This is a genomic window from Gluconobacter sp. DsW_056, assembly GCF_002153595.1.
Taxonomy (GTDB): domain Bacteria; phylum Pseudomonadota; class Alphaproteobacteria; order Acetobacterales; family Acetobacteraceae; genus Gluconobacter; species Gluconobacter albidus.
On the sequence record NZ_JOPF01000001.1, the window covers coordinates 81,575 to 98,071 of the forward strand.

12 protein-coding genes and 1 tRNA gene are annotated in these 16,497 nt (G+C 62.8%); 10 read left to right on the forward strand and 3 right to left on the reverse strand.

Going from position 1 to position 16,497, the window contains the following annotated elements; all coding sequences use genetic code 11:
- Window position 1: 1 nt before the first annotated feature.
- Complete coding sequence (locus tag HK22_RS00430) at window positions 2-1,531, forward strand: GMC family oxidoreductase (RefSeq protein ID WP_086647992.1); 1,530 nt, start codon at window positions 2-4, stop codon at window positions 1,529-1,531.
- A gap of 276 nt (window positions 1,532-1,807) precedes the next feature.
- Window positions 1,808-3,109 carry a transcription termination factor Rho gene (gene rho / locus HK22_RS00435; protein ID WP_062032614.1) on the forward strand — a complete coding sequence of 434 codons (1,302 nt, stop codon included), beginning with the start codon at window positions 1,808-1,810 and terminating at the stop codon, window positions 3,107-3,109.
- A gap of 84 nt (window positions 3,110-3,193) precedes the next feature.
- Here rho and HK22_RS00440 read toward each other — a convergent pair whose 3' ends face one another.
- Window positions 3,194-3,640: a methylated-DNA--[protein]-cysteine S-methyltransferase gene (locus tag HK22_RS00440; RefSeq protein WP_086647993.1), complete on the reverse strand. Its 447-nt coding sequence runs from the start codon at window positions 3,638-3,640 to the stop codon at window positions 3,194-3,196.
- A 464-nt stretch (window positions 3,641-4,104) separates the two neighbouring features.
- Here HK22_RS00440 and HK22_RS00445 point away from each other — a divergent pair, with 464 nt between their 5' ends.
- From HK22_RS00445 to HK22_RS00480, 8 genes are all read left to right on the forward strand, one after another.
- A complete protein-coding gene (locus HK22_RS00445; RefSeq protein WP_062032617.1) occupies window positions 4,105-6,378 on the forward strand; it encodes a PQQ-dependent dehydrogenase, methanol/ethanol family in 2,274 nt (757 codons plus the stop codon).
- A gap of 34 nt (window positions 6,379-6,412) precedes the next feature.
- A complete protein-coding gene (locus HK22_RS00450) occupies window positions 6,413-7,849 on the forward strand; it encodes a cytochrome c (protein ID WP_062032618.1) in 1,437 nt (478 codons plus the stop codon).
- A 141-nt stretch (window positions 7,850-7,990) separates the two neighbouring features.
- The gene (gene mnmE / locus HK22_RS00455; RefSeq protein ID WP_086647941.1) at window positions 7,991-9,295 is read left to right on the forward strand and encodes a tRNA uridine-5-carboxymethylaminomethyl(34) synthesis GTPase MnmE; all 1,305 of its coding nucleotides are present in this window, start codon (window positions 7,991-7,993) and stop codon (window positions 9,293-9,295) included.
- Between the two features lie 3 nt (window positions 9,296-9,298).
- Window positions 9,299-11,155: a tRNA uridine-5-carboxymethylaminomethyl(34) synthesis enzyme MnmG gene (mnmG, locus tag HK22_RS00460; protein WP_086647942.1), complete on the forward strand. Its 1,857-nt coding sequence runs from the start codon at window positions 9,299-9,301 to the stop codon at window positions 11,153-11,155.
- Window positions 11,152-11,733, forward strand: coding sequence for a 16S rRNA (guanine(527)-N(7))-methyltransferase RsmG (gene rsmG, locus HK22_RS00465; protein ID WP_086647943.1), 582 nt, complete (start codon window positions 11,152-11,154; stop codon window positions 11,731-11,733). Before mnmG ends, rsmG begins: the two co-directional genes overlap by 4 nt.
- Window positions 11,723-12,526, forward strand: coding sequence for a ParA family protein (locus tag HK22_RS00470; RefSeq protein WP_086647944.1), 804 nt, complete (start codon window positions 11,723-11,725; stop codon window positions 12,524-12,526). The genes rsmG and HK22_RS00470 overlap by 11 nt, the downstream gene beginning before the upstream one ends.
- Before the next feature lie 6 nt (window positions 12,527-12,532).
- Window positions 12,533-13,408, forward strand: coding sequence for a ParB/RepB/Spo0J family partition protein (locus tag HK22_RS00475; protein ID WP_062107143.1), 876 nt, complete (start codon window positions 12,533-12,535; stop codon window positions 13,406-13,408).
- A gap of 118 nt (window positions 13,409-13,526) precedes the next feature.
- A tRNA-Lys gene (locus tag HK22_RS00480) sits at window positions 13,527-13,602 on the forward strand.
- A 111-nt stretch (window positions 13,603-13,713) separates the two neighbouring features.
- Here HK22_RS00480 and HK22_RS00485 read toward each other — a convergent pair.
- Together HK22_RS00485 and HK22_RS00490 are read right to left on the reverse strand one after the other, a co-directional pair.
- Window positions 13,714-14,400: a histidine phosphatase family protein gene (locus HK22_RS00485; RefSeq protein ID WP_062107145.1), complete on the reverse strand. Its 687-nt coding sequence runs from the start codon at window positions 14,398-14,400 to the stop codon at window positions 13,714-13,716.
- Window positions 14,397-16,445 carry a hypothetical protein gene (locus HK22_RS00490; protein WP_086647945.1) on the reverse strand — a complete coding sequence of 683 codons (2,049 nt, stop codon included), beginning with the start codon at window positions 16,443-16,445 and terminating at the stop codon, window positions 14,397-14,399. The genes HK22_RS00485 and HK22_RS00490 overlap by 4 nt, the downstream gene beginning before the upstream one ends.
- Between the last annotated feature and the right edge of the window lie 52 nt (window positions 16,446-16,497).

A 16,497-nucleotide genomic window follows, 5' to 3' on the forward strand; every position in this document is an offset into this window, starting at 1 on the left:
CATGAAGACATTCGCCGAAACGGACATCGTCGATGCCCTCATCATCGGCAGCGGTGCCGGTGGCGCGCCACTGGCCGCAGAACTCGCCCGCAACGGCAAAAGCGTCGTGGTGCTGGAAGCCGGACCCGCCTTTACCGCCATGGGCCACACCCCCGACGAAGTAGCCGCCCGCGAACTGTACTGGCTGCATGAACGGCTCTCCGCCGGGACGAACCCGCAGGCTTTCGGCGGCAACAACAGCGGCACCGGCCTCGGCGGCTCCCTCCTGCATTATGGCGCCTTCATGCCCCGCATGGACGCCCGCGACTTCCACCTGCACACCGAAACCGGCAAGGGCGTGGACTGGCCCTTCGGTCTGGACGAATTGCTCCCCTATATCGAACGCGTGGAATCTTTCATCGGCGTCTCCGGGCCCGCCCATTACCCATGGGACCCAGACCGCCGCTACGCCTACCCGCCTCCGTCCGCGAACTCCGCCGCGCTGAAAATGCGCGAAGGCTGTGACGCGCTCGGTTTGCGCCACGCAGACGGCCCCGCCGCCCTCATCACCCGCGATATCGAACAGCCGCATTTCGGCACCCGCCATGGCTGCGCGAACTGCGGCGCCTGCCATCAGGGCTGCCGCAACGGCGCCAAGTCGGGCGCGGACAACACCTGGCTTCCCATGGCCCTCGCCTATGGTGCCGAACTCCGCCCCGGCTGCTTCGCCCACACGATCGAACGCGACAGTTCAGGCCGCGTGACCGGCGTGGTCTATCGCCAGAACGGCGTCGAACACCGCCAGAAATGCGCGACCCTCGTCCTCGCCGCCGGTGCCGTCGAAACCCCGCGCCTGCTCCTGACCAACGCCCTCGCCAACAGCTCCGGTCAGGTCGGCCAGAACTACATGACCCATGTCTCCACCCAGGTCTGGGGCGAGTTCGACGAAGACATCCGCCCCAATCGCGGCTACCCGTCCCTGACCATCACCGAAGACATGATGCGCCCGAAAGACGCGGATTTCGTCGGCGGTTATCTGGTGCAGTCATTGGGCATGATGCCCGCGACGTGGGGTCAGAACCTCGCCCGCAGCACCACGATACGCGGCCCCGCCTTCGCCCGCGCGCTCGCCGGATACAACCGCTCCGCTGGCATGGGCATCAACGGTGAATGTCTGCCCCGCCCCGAAAACCGCGTCACCCTGTCGGACGAAAAAGACGCCTTCGGCATTCCAAAGCCGCTGATCGAGCACTCCTACGGCCCCAATGAATGGGCCATGCACCACCACGCAGCCCGCCTGCTGACGCAGATGTGGGAGGCCGTGGGCGCAAAGGACATCCGCGTCATCGACCGCGCCGCTCACATGATCGGCACCTGCCGCATGGGCACGGATGCCCGGAACAGTGTCGTCAATCCGGTCGGCCGCAGTTTCGATATCGACAATCTGTGGATCTCCGATCATTCGATCTTCCCAAGCGCCGCCGCCGCCAACCCGGCCCTGGCCATCATGGCGCTCTCCCTCCGCACTGCGGAGGCCATGCTGAAGGCCTGATTGAAATCTGACATAGATCAAAGTGATCCGGAGCCTGCGCAGGAGCCTTGACACTGCTTCGCGCGCTCCGGTAAGCGAAGGAGGACTTTCCGGTGACGTCCCGTCACCCGGTCTCCCTTTCCTTACGGATGCTTCCTGCTTCCCCCGTCCTGCGAAATCCTCACAGATCATCGCCTGACACAAGCAGTCCCCGTTCAGTGGCCCCGCCTTCTGTACGGTCGCGCATCCCTCCCCCTATCAGGTCTGCCACTACCGGCACATCAAGGCGCGTCTTTCATGCATCTTGCCGAACTCAAGAAAAAATCCCCAGCCGACCTTCTGGATTACGCAGAGGAACTGGAGATCGAGAACGTCTCGTCCATGCGCAAGCAGGACATCATGTTCGCCATCCTCAAGACCCTTGCCGAACGCGATCAGGCGATCTACGGCGAAGGCACACTCGAAATCCTGCCGGACGGCTTCGGTTTCCTGCGCAGCCCGGAAGCCAACTACCTTCCCGGCCCCGACGACATCTACATTTCCCCCACGCAGGTCCGCCGCTTCGGCCTGCGCCCGGGCGACACGGTTGAAGGCCAGATCCGCGCCCCGCGCGACGGCGAGCGCTATTTCGCGCTGCTGAAGGTCAACACCATCAATTTCGAGGCCCCGGAAACCGTCCGGACCCGCATCAACTTCGACAACCTCACGCCGCTTTACCCCGAGCGTCGCCTGAAGATGGAAGTCGAACAGTCCGAAGCCGCCGTCACGGAAACCTCCCCGCGGGGCAAGGGCAAGAAAGACCAGCGCGACTACACTCCGCGCGTAATCGACCTCGTGACGCCGATCGGCATGGGCCAGCGCGCCCTGATCGTCGCTCCGCCCCGCACCGGCAAGACCGTGATGCTCCAGAGCATCGCCGCCTCCATCTCCGCCAACCACCCCGAAGTGTTCCTGATCGTCCTGCTGATCGACGAACGCCCGGAAGAAGTGACGGACATGGCCCGCTCGGTCCGCGGCGAAGTCGTCTCCTCCACCTTCGACGAACCGGCAACCCGCCACGTCCAGGTGACGGAAATGGTACTGGAAAAGGCCAAGCGCCTCGTCGAACACAAGCGCGACGTGGTCATCCTTCTGGACTCCATCACCCGTCTCGCCCGCGCCTACAACACCGTCGTCCCCTCATCGGGCAAGGTGCTGACCGGCGGTGTGGACGCCAACGCCCTGCAGCGCCCCAAGCGCTTCTTCGGCGCCGCGCGTAACATCGAGGAAGGCGGATCGCTCACGATCATCGCAACAGCCCTGATCGACACGGGCTCGCGCATGGACGAAGTCATCTTCGAAGAGTTCAAGGGCACCGGCAACGCCGAACTCATCCTGGACCGCAAGCTGGCCGACAAGCGCACCTTCCCCGCCATCGACATCACCAAGTCGGGCACGCGTAAGGAAGAACTGCTGGTCGATCGCGCCGAACTGTCCAAGATGTGGGTCCTGCGCCGCATCCTCGCCCCGATGGGCACGATGGACGCCATGGACTTCCTGCTGGACAAGCTCAAATACAGCAAGTCCAACAACGACTTCTTCGAAGCCATGAACAACTGATCCCGGATCAGCATGGCCGACATGAAAAAGGGGAGCTCCGGCTCCCCTTTTTTGTTGCCCGGAATGACGGGAAAAAGCCTCCCGTTACAGCACACCTTCCAGATGCAGCATGGCATGCTTGTCCGCGATGCCCCCGAGCCCCGAATACCCGCCAAGCCCCGCCCGGCCGACAACCCGGTGACAGGGGATCAGGATCGGAATCGGATTCGCCCCAACTGCCCCACCAACCGACCGTGCAGACCCGCCGACCTCGGCCGCAATGTCCGCGTAAGTCCGTGTCTTCCCATAGGGAATCCGGCGCAGCGCGTCCCAGACCTTCTGGCGGTACGGAGTCCCGTAGGGGCGATAGGGCAGCGTGTCGAAATCGACCGATTCCCCGTCAAAATAACGCTCCAGAAGATCGCGGGCCTTCAGAAGGAGTGGAGTCTCCTCCTGATCGCGCCCCCAACCCCAGTCTAGAGCGACGATCTGGCCCTCATCTTCACTGATGGTAAGGGCCCCGAAAGGTGAGTGGCAGGATAGCTGTGGCATGAACGACACGGTGCCCGAGCCGCTCAAAACCGTCAATCCGGCAGTGTTGCCATTAAGACCGAGGCTTTTTAGCCATGCGCTTAACGCATATCGTGTGATACCAATATGCGAAATAAACATACTGGACCGCTTCAGTAGGCTTTTTAGCAATACTCTGTAATGTGTTGGAAAACTGCCCTTTTTTGTATCGGAAAGGGGGCCGGAAGTTTTCCGGAACGCCTGTGTAATCATTCGCGGAGCCACATCATAGCCCGTTTCAGGATCATCCTGCCCCGCCCCTCACGGAAACGTCAGAAGCCGTGTTTGTCTTAAACAATAAAATAGGGTCAGTAAGTTCTCATGCTGACGGTATCTGGTACTGATCGTTGGATTGAGAGGACAGGATTTTCCCCTAGCCCTTTCAAGACTGCACAGGTCCAGAATATCACAGCGGAAACAGTCTTTACAAAAAGGACAGTTGGATCATGACTTCTGGTCTACTGACGCCGATCAAGGTTACGAAAAAGCGCCTTCTCAGCTGCGCGGCCGTACTGGCACTCTCAGCTGCTGTTCCCGTCGCTTTTGCGCAGGAAGATACGGGCGCAGCAATTACAAGCGCCGATAACGGTGGCAATGTCGGAAACTGGATGTCCTACGGGCGGTCCTATTCCGAGCAGCGCTTCAGCCCGCTCGACCAGATCAACAAGGACAACGTCGGCAAGCTCAAGCTCGCCTGGCATTATGATCTGGACACGAACCGCGGTCAGGAAGGCACGCCTCTGGTCGTGAACGGCGTCATGTACGCCACGACCAACTGGAGCAAGATGAAGGCGCTGGATGCAGCGACCGGCAAGCTCCTGTGGTCCTACGATCCCAAGGTTCCAGGCAACATCGCCGATCGCGGCTGCTGTGACTCCGTCAACCGCGGTGCTGCCTACTGGAACGGCAAGGTCTATTTCGGCACGTTCGACGGACGCCTGATCGCGCTGGATGCCAAGACCGGCAAGCTGGTCTGGAGCGTCTACACGATCCCCAAGGAAGCCCAGCTCGGCCACCAGCGCTCCTACACGGTTGACGGCGCACCGCGCATCGCCAAGGGCCGCGTCATCATCGGCAACGGCGGCGCCGAATTCGGTGCCCGTGGTTTCGTGACGGCCTATGACGCCGAAACCGGCAAAATGGACTGGCGCTTCTTCACGGTTCCGAACCCCGACAACAAGCCCGACGGCGCAGCCTCCGACGACATCCTGATGTCCAAGGCCTATCCGACCTGGGGCAAGGGCGGAGCCTGGAAGCAGCAGGGCGGCGGCGGTACCGTCTGGGATTCGCTGGTCTATGACCCCGTGACGGACCTCGTCTATCTCGGCGTCGGCAACGGCTCGCCCTGGAACTACAAGTTCCGCTCCGAAGGCAAGGGCGACAACCTCTTCCTCGGCAGCATCGTCGCGATCAACCCGGATACCGGCAAGTACGTCTGGCATTTCCAGGAAACGCCGATGGACCAGTGGGATTACACCTCGGTCCAGCAGATCATGACGCTCGACATGCCGGTCAACGGCGAAATGCGCCATGTGATCGTCCATGCCCCGAAGAACGGCTTCTTCTACATCATTGATGCGAAGACCGGAAAATTCATCTCGGGCAAGCCCTACACCTACGAAAACTGGGCAACAGGTCTGGACCCCGTCACGGGCCGTCCGAACTATGTGCCTGACGCCCTGTGGACGCTCACGGGCAAGGCCTGGTACGGCATTCCGGGCGATCTGGGTGGCCATAACTTCGCCTCCATGGCCTACAGCCCGCAGACGAAGCTGGTCTACATCCCCGCCCAGCAGGTTCCGTTCCTCTACGATCCGCAGAAGGGTGGCTTCAAAGCCCACCACGACAGCTGGAATCTCGGACTGGACATGAACAAGATCGGCCTGTTCGACGATGCCGATCCGCAGCACAAGGCCGACAAGGCGCAGTTCCTGAAGGATCTGAAGGGCTGGCTTCTGGCCTGGGATCCCGCAAAGCAGCAGGCAGCCTTCACGGTTGACCACAAGGGTCCGTGGAACGGTGGTCTGCTCGCAACGGGTGGCGGCCTCCTCTTCCAGGGTCTCGCAACCGGCGATTTCCATGCCTACGACGCTACGAACGGCAAGGATCTCTTCAGCTTCCCGGCACAGAGCGCCATCATCGCGCCTCCCATCACCTATACCGCCAACGGCAAGCAGTATGTCGCGGTGGAAGTGGGCTGGGGCGGCATCTATCCGTTCTTCCTCGGTGGCGTGGCCCGGACATCCGGCTGGACCGTCAACCACTCCCGCGTGATTGCTTTCGCACTGGACGGCAAGGACGCACTCCCGCCGAAGAACGAACTCGGCTTCCTGCCGGTCAAGCCGCCTGAGAAGTGGGATGAAGCCCGTACGAAAAACGGCTATTTCCAGTTCCAGACGTATTGCGCTGCCTGCCATGGCGACAACGGCATCTCGGGTGGCGTTCTGCCTGACCTGCGGTGGTCCGGTGCGATCCGCGGACAGGAGAAGTTCTACAAGCTCGTCGCCAAGGGCGCTCTGACCGCCTACGGCATGGACCGCTTCGACACGTCCATGTCCCCGGCCGAGATTGAAGACATCCGCAACTACCTCGTGAAGCGGTCCAACGAGTCCTATGAGGACGAAGTGAAAGCCCGCGACAACAAGCAGGGCGTCCCCAACGACCAGTTCCTCAACGTACCCCAGGGTCCGGTTGAGCCTGCAACGGCGGACCATCCGTAACGGGCGACCGTTACGGTAAAAGGAGGCACGTGACATGCTCAATGCATCAATTCGCGACAGGCTGGTATCTGAGATGAAACAGGGATGGAAATTCGCGGCCGCAATCGGCCTCATGGCGGTGTCGTTCGGCGCCGCCCATGCCCAGGACGCCGATGAAGCGCTGATCAAGCGTGGCGAATATGTCGCCCGCCTGTCAGACTGCATCGCCTGCCATACGGCTCTGCACGGACAGCCCTATGCGGGCGGTCTGGAAATCAAGAGCCCGATCGGCACGATCTATTCGACCAACATCACGCCGGACCCGGAACACGGGATCGGCACCTACACCCTGGAGGACTTCACAAAGGCCCTCCGCAAGGGCATCCGCAAGGATGGCGCAACGCTTTACCCGGCAATGCCCTATCCTGAATTCGCACGCCTGTCCGACGAAGACATCCGTTCGATGTATGCCTACTTCATGCATGGCGTGAAGCCGGTTGACGTCGCCAACAAGGCGCCGGACATCAGCTGGCCGCTCTCCATGCGCTGGCCGCTGGCCGTGTGGCGCGCCATGTTCGTCCCGAGCATGACGCCAGGCGAAGACAAAAGCATCAGCGACCCGGAAGTCGCACGCGGCGAATACCTCGTCGACGGTCCGGGCCATTGCGGCGAATGTCATACGCCCCGCGGCTTTGCGATGCAGGTCAAGGCCTACGGAACGGCTGGCGGCAACGCCTACCTGTCCGGCGGCGCACCGATCGACAACTGGATCGCTCCGAGCCTGCGCAGCAACAGCGACACGGGTCTGGGCCGCTGGTCTGAAGACGATATCGTCACCTTCCTCAAGAGCGGCCGTATTGACCACTCTGCCGTCTTCGGTGGCATGGCCGACGTGGTGGCCTACAGCACGCAGCACTGGACAGACGACGACCTGCGCGCCACGGCCAAGTACCTGAAGAGCATGCCGGCCGTTCCGGAAGGCAATAACCTCGGCCAGGATGACGGTCAGACGACCGCCCTGCTGGACAAGGGTGCTCAGGGCAATGCCGGTGCGGAAGTCTATCTGCACAACTGCGCCATCTGCCACATGAACGATGGTACGGGCGTCAACCGCATGTTCCCGCCGCTGGCTGGCAACCCGGTCGTCATCACTGACGATCCGACGTCGCTCGCCAATGTCGTGGCCTTCGGTGGCATCCTGCCCCCGACCAACACCGCACCGTCCGCTATCGCCATGCCCGGCTTCAAGAACCACCTCACCGACCAGCAGATGGCCGATGTCGTGAACTTCATGCGCAAGGGCTGGGGTAACAAGGCACCGGGAACCGTGTCCGCTGCCGACATCCAGAAGCTGCGCACGACCGGAGCACCGGTCTCCACGGCTGGCTGGAACGTCTCCAGCAGGGGCTGGATGGCCTACATGCCGCAGCCTTACGGCGAAGGCTGGACCTTCTCTCCGCAGACCCACACGGGCGTGGACGACGCACAGTAAGCGTTTCACACTCCCTGACAGTCTGAACAAAAGGGCGGATCGGAAACGATCCGCCCTTTTTTCATACTTTTCATACCCGCACGCCCTTCATTGCAGGCTAACCATTTTCACCACGGGGCCTCCTGCACTACATAGAACCCCATGACGCGCTCTTCCCTCCCGGACCACACACCGCAGGTCATTTTCGCACTGGCAACCGGCCCGTCCCGTGCCGCCATCGCGATCATGCGCGCCAGCGGCCCCGGCAGCGATACGATCCTGCGCGCCCTGTGCAACGGACATCTTCCCGAACCCCGCCGCGCCAGCCTGCGCACCCTGCGCCATAACGAAGACGTGCTCGATCATGCCGTCGCCCTCTGGCTCCCCGGCCCGAAGTCCTACACCGGGGAAGACGGCTTCGAGCTGCACCTCCATGCCGGCCCCGCCATCATCGCCCGCGTCGCCGACGCCCTGACCGATCTCGGAGCCCGCCCCGCCGAACCCGGCGAGTTCACCCGTCGCGCTGTCCAGCAAGGACGGCTGGACCTGCTTCAGGCCGAAGCCATCGCCGACCTCGTGGACGCTGAAACCGAAAGTCAGCGCAAACAGGCCCTGCGTCAGGCCGACGGCGCCCTGAGCCGCCTGTACGACAACTGGGCACAGCGCCTTCGCCTCGTCCTCGCCCATCAGGAAGCCCTGATTGACTTCCCGGACGAAGACCTGCCGCAGGACGTAGAAGACGGGCTGGTCGCGGAACTCTCGAAACTCCAGACCGAAATGTCTGCCCATCTTCAGGACAATCGTGGCGAACTCATGCGCCAGGGCCTGACCGTGGTGATCGCAGGCTCGCCCAATGTCGGAAAATCCAGCCTTCTCAATACGTTATCCGGAACCGACTCTGCTATTGTCACCCATCGCGCAGGCACCACACGTGACGCCATCGCACTCGACTGGGTTCTGGACGGCATCCGCCTGCGTCTGATCGACACGGCAGGTCTGCGGGAGACGGAAGACGAAATCGAGGCCGAAGGCATCCGCCGCGCGCTGTTTCACGTGAAACAGGCGGACGTCCTTCTCCACCTGATCGGCCCTGACGAGAGCCTCGACACCCTTTCCGGACAGGAAATTCCCATCCGGACGAAAATCGACATCGCACCAGCCCCACCCGGCATGTTAGGGATCAGCACGCAGTCCGGCGAAGGACTTGATGCGCTGCGTCAGGTCCTGTCCGAACGGGTGTCCGAACTCATGGCCGGTTCAACCGCGCCTCCGCTGACCCGCGCCAGACACCGCGCCGGAATCCAGGAGGCCGCAACCCATCTGGATCAGGCCCGGACCGCGACATGGCCGGAACTGCGGGGCGAAGAACTCCGGCTGTCCATGCTGGCTCTGGGGCGTCTGACCGGACGTGTTGATGTTGAATCCCTGCTCGATGCGATTTTCGGGCAGTTCTGTATCGGGAAGTAGTTTGTGAGCGATTTCGACGTCATCGTGATCGGCGGCGGTCATGCCGGATGTGAAGCTGCAGCGGCATCGGCCCGTTTCGGCGCGCGCACCCTGCTGCTCACCCATCGGCTTGAAACGATCGGCGCCATGTCCTGCAACCCGGCCATCGGCGGGATCGGTAAGGGCCATCTCGTGCGCGAAATCGACGCGCTCGACGGCCTGATGGGTAAAGCCGCAGACCGCGCAGGCATCCATTTCAAACTGCTCAACCGCTCCAAGGGCCCGGCCGTTCACGGCCCCCGCGCCCAGGCTGACCGCTCCCTCTACCGCGCCGCCATTCAGGATCTGCTCGCCGCCACACCCAATCTGACGATCCTCGAAGGCGCCGCCGGAGACCTGATCGAAGAGAACGGCCACATCACAGGCGTCATCTGCGAAGACGGTCGCGCGTTTCGCTGCGGCGCCGTCGTCCTGACCGCCGGAACCTTCCTGCGCGGCGTCATCCATGTCGGCCACACCCAGACAGACGCCGGACGCATCGGTGAGGCTCCGGCCAAGCGTCTGGGCGAACGGCTCTATGCGCTCGGCCTCCAGATGGGCCGCCTCAAGACCGGCACACCGCCGCGTCTGGCCAAAGACAGCATCGACTGGGAAAACCTCCCGGCCGATCCCGGCGATGCCGAGCCCGAGGCCTTCAGCCCCATAACGACGGCCATCACCAACCCGCAGGTCGTCTGCCGCATCACCCAGACCACCGCCGAGACCCACAGGATCATCACCGAGAACCTGCACCGCTCGGCCATGTATGGCGGCGCCATCGCCGGCCGCGGCCCACGCTACTGCCCGTCCATCGAAGACAAGGTGGTCCGCTTCGCCGACCGCAGCTCGCATCAAGTCTTTCTGGAACCTGAAGCCCTGCCCGGCAATCCGGGCGGCGATCTGGTCTATCCCAACGGTATCAGCACCAGTTTGCCCGCCGACGTGCAGGCCGCCATGATCGCGACCATGCCCGGTCTGGAAAACGCCCGCATCGTCACGGCAGGCTATGCCGTCGAATATGATTACGTGGACCCGCGTGAGCTTCTGCCATCCCTGCAACTGCGCCGCCTGCCGGGCCTGTATCTTGCCGGACAGATCAACGGCACGACCGGCTACGAAGAAGCCGGCGCACAGGGCCTCCTCGCAGGCCTGAACGCCGCCCGCGCCACGGCCGGAAACGAGGCGCTGACGCTAGACCGAAGCGACGCCTATCTCGGCGTCATGATCGACGACCTGACGCTGCACGGAATCAGCGAACCCTATCGCATGTTCACATCCCGCGCCGAGTATCGTCTCACCCTGCGCGCGGATAATGCCGACCTACGCCTGACGCCCAAAGGAATCGCCGCAGGCTGCGTCCTGTCCGAACGCGAAGCCGCTTTCACCGCCCAGAAAGCCGAACTCGACGCCGCCATGGCCCGCGCCGCCGAAACAACCTTCCTGCCGCAGGCCCTCCGCGACGTCGGTTTCGAAGTCTCTCTGGATGGCCGCCGGCGCACGGTTCTGGATGTCCTCGCCAGCAACGGCGACCACACGATCCTGAACACGCTGGCCCCGTGGTTCGGCGAACTTCCCCTGCGCGTCCGCCGCCATGTCGAGACCGAGGCCCGCTATGGCGGCTATCTTCACCGGCAGGATCGTGAAATTCGACAGCTCGCATCGGAAAGTGCCATCGCCCTTCCGGCTGATCTGGATTACACTGCCATCGGCGGCCTGAGCAGCGAAATGCGCGAGCGTTTTTTCCAGGCCCGCCCGACCAGTTTCGCCGCAGCACAGCGCGTGCGCGGGGTCACACCTGCCGCGCTGGTCGCCCTGCTGGCCCATGTAAGGACCCTGTCATGACCACCGTTTCACGTGAAACACACGAAAGGCTGGATCGCTTCGCCGACCTGCTCGTGCAGTGGAACGCAAAAATCAATCTCGTCAGCCCGCGGGACATTGCCCAGCTTTGGCCCCGTCATATCGAGGACAGCCTCCAGCTTGCCGAACTGATCTCCGAAGGTGCCACCATCACCGATATGGGTTCGGGCGGCGGTTTTCCGGGCATCATTCTGGCCATCGCCACAGGAAACCCCGTCACCCTGATCGAATCGGACCAGCGCAAATGCGCCTTCCTGCGGGAAGCCGGACGCATCTGCGACGCGAAGGTGACGGTCATCGCCAAACGTATCGAAGCCGCCACCCCCCCTCCGGCCGACATCATCACGGCCCGGGCGCTGGCCCCCCTCAACAGGCTCCTGGACTGGGCACGGCCATTGCTGAAAGAAGACGGGTTCTGCCTGTTTCTGAAAGGTCAGAAGGCGCAGGCCGAGTTGACCGAGGCAAGCGCCGACTGGCACATGAGCCACACCATTGTTCCCAGCCGCACCGACCCCGGCGGAGCCATCATCAAGGTCAGTGATTTCAAGCGTGTCGTCTAAAACCGAATCCCCCACCAACCGGATCATTGCTGTCACCAACCAGAAGGGAGGCGTCGGCAAAACCACCACCACCATCAATCTGGCAGCAGGCCTCGCCCGTCAGGGACAGCGCGTCCTGCTCGTGGATCTGGACCCCCAGGGCAACGCCTCAACCGGCCTGGGCATCGACTACGACCAGCGCAACACCGGCACCTATGCCGCGCTGATGGTGGAAGCCGAACCCCATGCCCTGCCCCAGCCGACCGCGTTCGAGAATCTCTCGATCATCACGGCCAACAACGAACTGGCCGGCGCAGAGCTTGAAATGATCGGGGACGAGCGCCGCGAATACCGTCTGCGCGACGCCCTGCATGCGCTTGAAGGCCATTACGACACGATCCTGATCGACTGTCCGCCCAGCCTCGGCCTGCTGACGCTCAACGCGCTGGTCGCGTCCGACAGCGTGATCGTGCCGCTGCAATGCGAGTTCTTTGCGCTCGAAGGCATCAGCCAGCTCGTCCGGACCATCGACCGCGTCCGCCGCGCCTTCAACGCAGACCTGCATCTCGAAGGCATCATCCTGACGATGTACGACCGGCGCAACAACCTCTCTGAACTCGTGGCGCAGGATGCGCGCGGCTTCTTTGGCGATCAGGTGTTCGAGACGATCATCCCGCGCAATATCCGCATTTCCGAAGCCCAGAGCCATGGCAGCCCGGTGCTGGATTACGACGCCCGCTCCACAGGCGCCATCGCCTATCTGGCGCTGGCGGACGAGCTGATCAAACGCAACAAGAACAAGACAAAGGCGTAACCGGCGATGGCCAAAAAGGACAGTTCCCCGCGTCTTGGTCGCGGCCTCGCAGCCCTTCTGGGCGATCAGGCGCCGCAACTGGCCCGCGCCACACGCGCAAACGCCCAGCCGCAGCAGCATTCGTCCCTGCCCGTGGATGTTCTGGCCCCAAGCCCCTTCCAGCCGCGACAGGACATGAACCCCGAACGCCTGTCCGAACTGGCCGACTCCATCCGCTCACGCGGCGTCCTGCAACCCCTGCTCGTCCGCCCCGATCCGGAAAAGCCGGGTCATTACCAGATCATCGCCGGTGAGCGCCGCTGGCGCGCCTCACAGCTCGCAGGCCTGCACAGCGTCCCCGTCCATATCCGCGAACTGGACGATACGGACGCTATGGCCGCAGCTTTGGTCGAAAACCTCCAGCGCGCGGATCTCAACCCGATCGAAGAAGCCGAAGGCCTGCAACGCCTCGTCACGGACTACACCCTGACGCAGGAAGAACTGGCCGGAGCCGTCGGCAAGTCCCGCCCGCACATCACCAACACCATGCGCCTGCTGAACCTGCCGCCGGAAGTCCGCGCGCATGTCCGCAACGGCGACCTCACAGCCGGTCACGCGCGCGCCCTGCTCACCCATTCCGATCCGGTCGCTGCCGCCAAACTCGTCATCGCCCGCGGCCTGAACGTCCGCCAGACGGAAGCCCTTACCAGCGGCAAAGAAACCACGACCCCGGCCAAAAAGGCCCGGGACGCGGAAATCCTGCAGATCGAAAACGACCTCTCCTCCCGCCTCGGCCTGAAAGTCCATATTTCCTATAACGGCAAAAAGGGCGGCTCCCTGAAGATCGACTATACGTCCCTGGAGCAGTTCGAAAGCGTCATGCGCCTCCTCAACCGGAAATAACACACTGAAAAACAAGGTTTTTCTTCTTTTTCAGACCAGACGCGAAGAAAAGAAGAAAAACCTCTTGCAGCTTCCAGCAAAATCCCGCTATAAGCCGCTCCACCGGTAGACGGGCCATGGGCACATAGCTCAGTTGGTAGAGCAGCTGACTCTTAATCAGCGGGTCCAAGGTTCGAGCCCTTGTGTGCCCACCATGCCCGTCTCCGGTTATTTCCAAAAAAATTCATACTGAATTTCCAAAGCCCGCCAAGGGTCTTTTTGTGCTTTTCGGCAGCCCCTGAAAGCCAGAGACTGCCCCCGCAAGTTCAGCCCCGGAAATCTGGCAGTTCGTTAACCGTCACGACACGCCACAGGCAATCGATACGCTCCAGAATGGTAATGGACAGGTTCTGGATCGAAAACCGCAGTGCCGTATCGGGATGAACGCCCAGCGCATGCGCCAGAGCCGCGCGGATGGCTCCTCCATGACTGACGACAACCATGTCCTCACCTTCATGGGCATTCGCCAGATCCTCCAGACCATGCGCCACACGCGCACAGACATCCAGCATGCTCTCCCCGCCCGGCGGCAGTTCACAGGCAGAAATGGACCAGAACGGATTGGGCGGCAGACGCAGCAGAGACATGAACTCCGTATGCGGCGTTCCATGCCATTCCCCGATCGACTGTTCGATGAAACGGCCGTCAATCGTCACATCCTGAGAAAATGCTCCCGCCTTACGGATTTCGCTCGCCGTGTCGCGCGCGCGCTGGAGCGGTGAACTGTACCACAGCGCATCAGTCGGCAGACGCCGCGCCAGCGTGGCATAGCCGCCCTGCTGGCTTGCCATCGCTTCCCGGCACAGCGGCACATCGAGCGCCCCATACATCGTCTTGCGCGCACTGGCTTCCACGACCGCGTGGCGAATCATCCAGAACCGGGTAACGCCCTTCGGCAATTCCGGCGTATCGAGAAAATGCCCGTGCGGGACCGCTTTATCTGTCTGCGTCATGCTAATGGGGCGTAACGGGGGACAGGGTTCGCGTCCAGCAGAACATCCCAGTGTTTCAGGATCAGTTCCAGTTTTCCAAGCACCCGGCGCGCATCCATGCATTCGCGCTGCAAGCGGCGCTCCTCGTCCAGCCCTTCATGCGACGGCTCTCCCGAAACCAGCCGCGCGCCCGCACACAAACGCAGCGCCCCCGCCGGTCCATCCAGCATCGGATGCGGCACCGGGACGGGCTGACCCAGAACACAGAGCAGACTGCCCTCTCCTTCCGCCACCCAGGGCGACAGATCCGCATTCAGCCAGCGATGCACCCGTCGCGCATCTTCCAGCGCAAGGGGCTGGCCGGGCGCATGCGGGTCCTCCACCAGAAACGACAGGATGGTCGGAACGGCATCCCAGCGCCCGTCATCAAAAGGCGTTCCCATGGGCAGGATGGTCAGGACGGGACGGGCACGCACCATGGCAACGGCCTCCGTCATGAACCGCGTCAGACGATTGCGAATGACCGGATCGGGCAGCGCAAACAGCGCGTCCATTTCGGCCAGCGCCGCATACCAGCGCAGGGCCAGTCCGATATTGTGACCGTTATTGAGCGCCGAAGCATCCGCACCTTCCGGCCACTCATCGCGGTTGCCATAGGCCTGCAATCCTTTCGGAAGTGACAGGGACGGCAAACGACGGCGGATTTCGGGGGGAAGGAGAATAGCCCCGCAAAACGGCGGCCCGGTAAAGAACTTGGAGCCGGTCACCATGACGATGATTCCCCGCTCCACCCAGTCCGCCACCCGCGACGGACTCAGTCGCGCCTGACAGACATCCACAACCACGCTGAGCCGGTCGCCCAGCTCGGTACACAATTCCCAGACAAGATCCATGTCCGGCGCCGCAAGCCCGGTCTTGGACTGGTCCAGCCGATGTAGCAGCACATGACGTCCCTCGGCCACCTCCCGCAGCACCAAGGCCGCACATTGCGCGTTGATTTCCACAACGGGCCGCGCCGTGCCATCAGCCGCACGGATATCGACACCAATCAATCGCGTTTCCGGAGAAAACCCTTCGATCACCTCGCCTTTGCCTACCAACGTGGAACAGGCACTGTCCGTCGCGAAATGCCGTCCACAGGCCGCAAGAGGCACCCCGCTGCCCGTTTCATCGGGAGCCAGAAGAATGGACGTTACCGGACGCCCTGTCCCCGCCGCGACAAGCGCCAGAACCGCAAGTTCACAGTCCGTCCCGGACGCCGACAGCAGAACGGCATCTTCCGGCAGATCATAATGGGCCCCGATAGCCGCGCGGGCCCGGCGCACAACACCTTCCTGCACCAGATCCGGGTCCTGCTTGGCCAGAAGCGCACTCATCATGATGCGTCGGGCGGCCTCCGCGCCCCCAAATCCCCGTTCGGACAGCGAAGACGCCGTCGATGACCCAAAAGTGATCGCCCAGGGCCGGGGACGATGGGAGCTGGAATACCGGTTCAGCCCGGTATGCGGATCAACGGCCAGCCGGGAATCCCCGCCCCCACTCATCAGGCTTTCGGCGGGCGCCAGAACAGGCCACAACCGGGCCAGAATCCCTTGCAGACGTCCGGCTTCGGCCAACGTGAAAGGCGGCAGATCCGGCAGAAACGCGCTCAGCGTCTCCCAGCTCTGCAACAGGCTCGGCACGTCGGGCACGTCGCCCGCAAACACGGCCAGCCAGGACGGAAGCGGGGCGACATCTCCGGTATCAAGCGCATGAAACAGCACCGCCACGCGCGCCGCGGCAAAACTGGCCAGAAACGGATTGGCGCCCGGCTCCAGAAGTCGCATCAGTTCAATGGCATGACGCAGGAAAGTCGGCGTAAGGCGCGGCGCCTCAAGACACAGCGCGCCGAGCTTGAGCGTCGCGGTGTGCAGACAGAAAGCCTGCCCCGGCACCAGTTCTCCCTCGATCCGGAACGGAAGCGGCAGTGACACATCCAGGATCGGAACCAGCCCGTCCGCAATCACCCGCAGATCGGGCCGCTCCAGAACATCCGTCAGGGAGCGTGTCAAAGTATCAGCCAGCATGCCTGCCTCTCCTGCCTCCGCACGACTGTGGGATTAGCCCATCAGCCCGGCC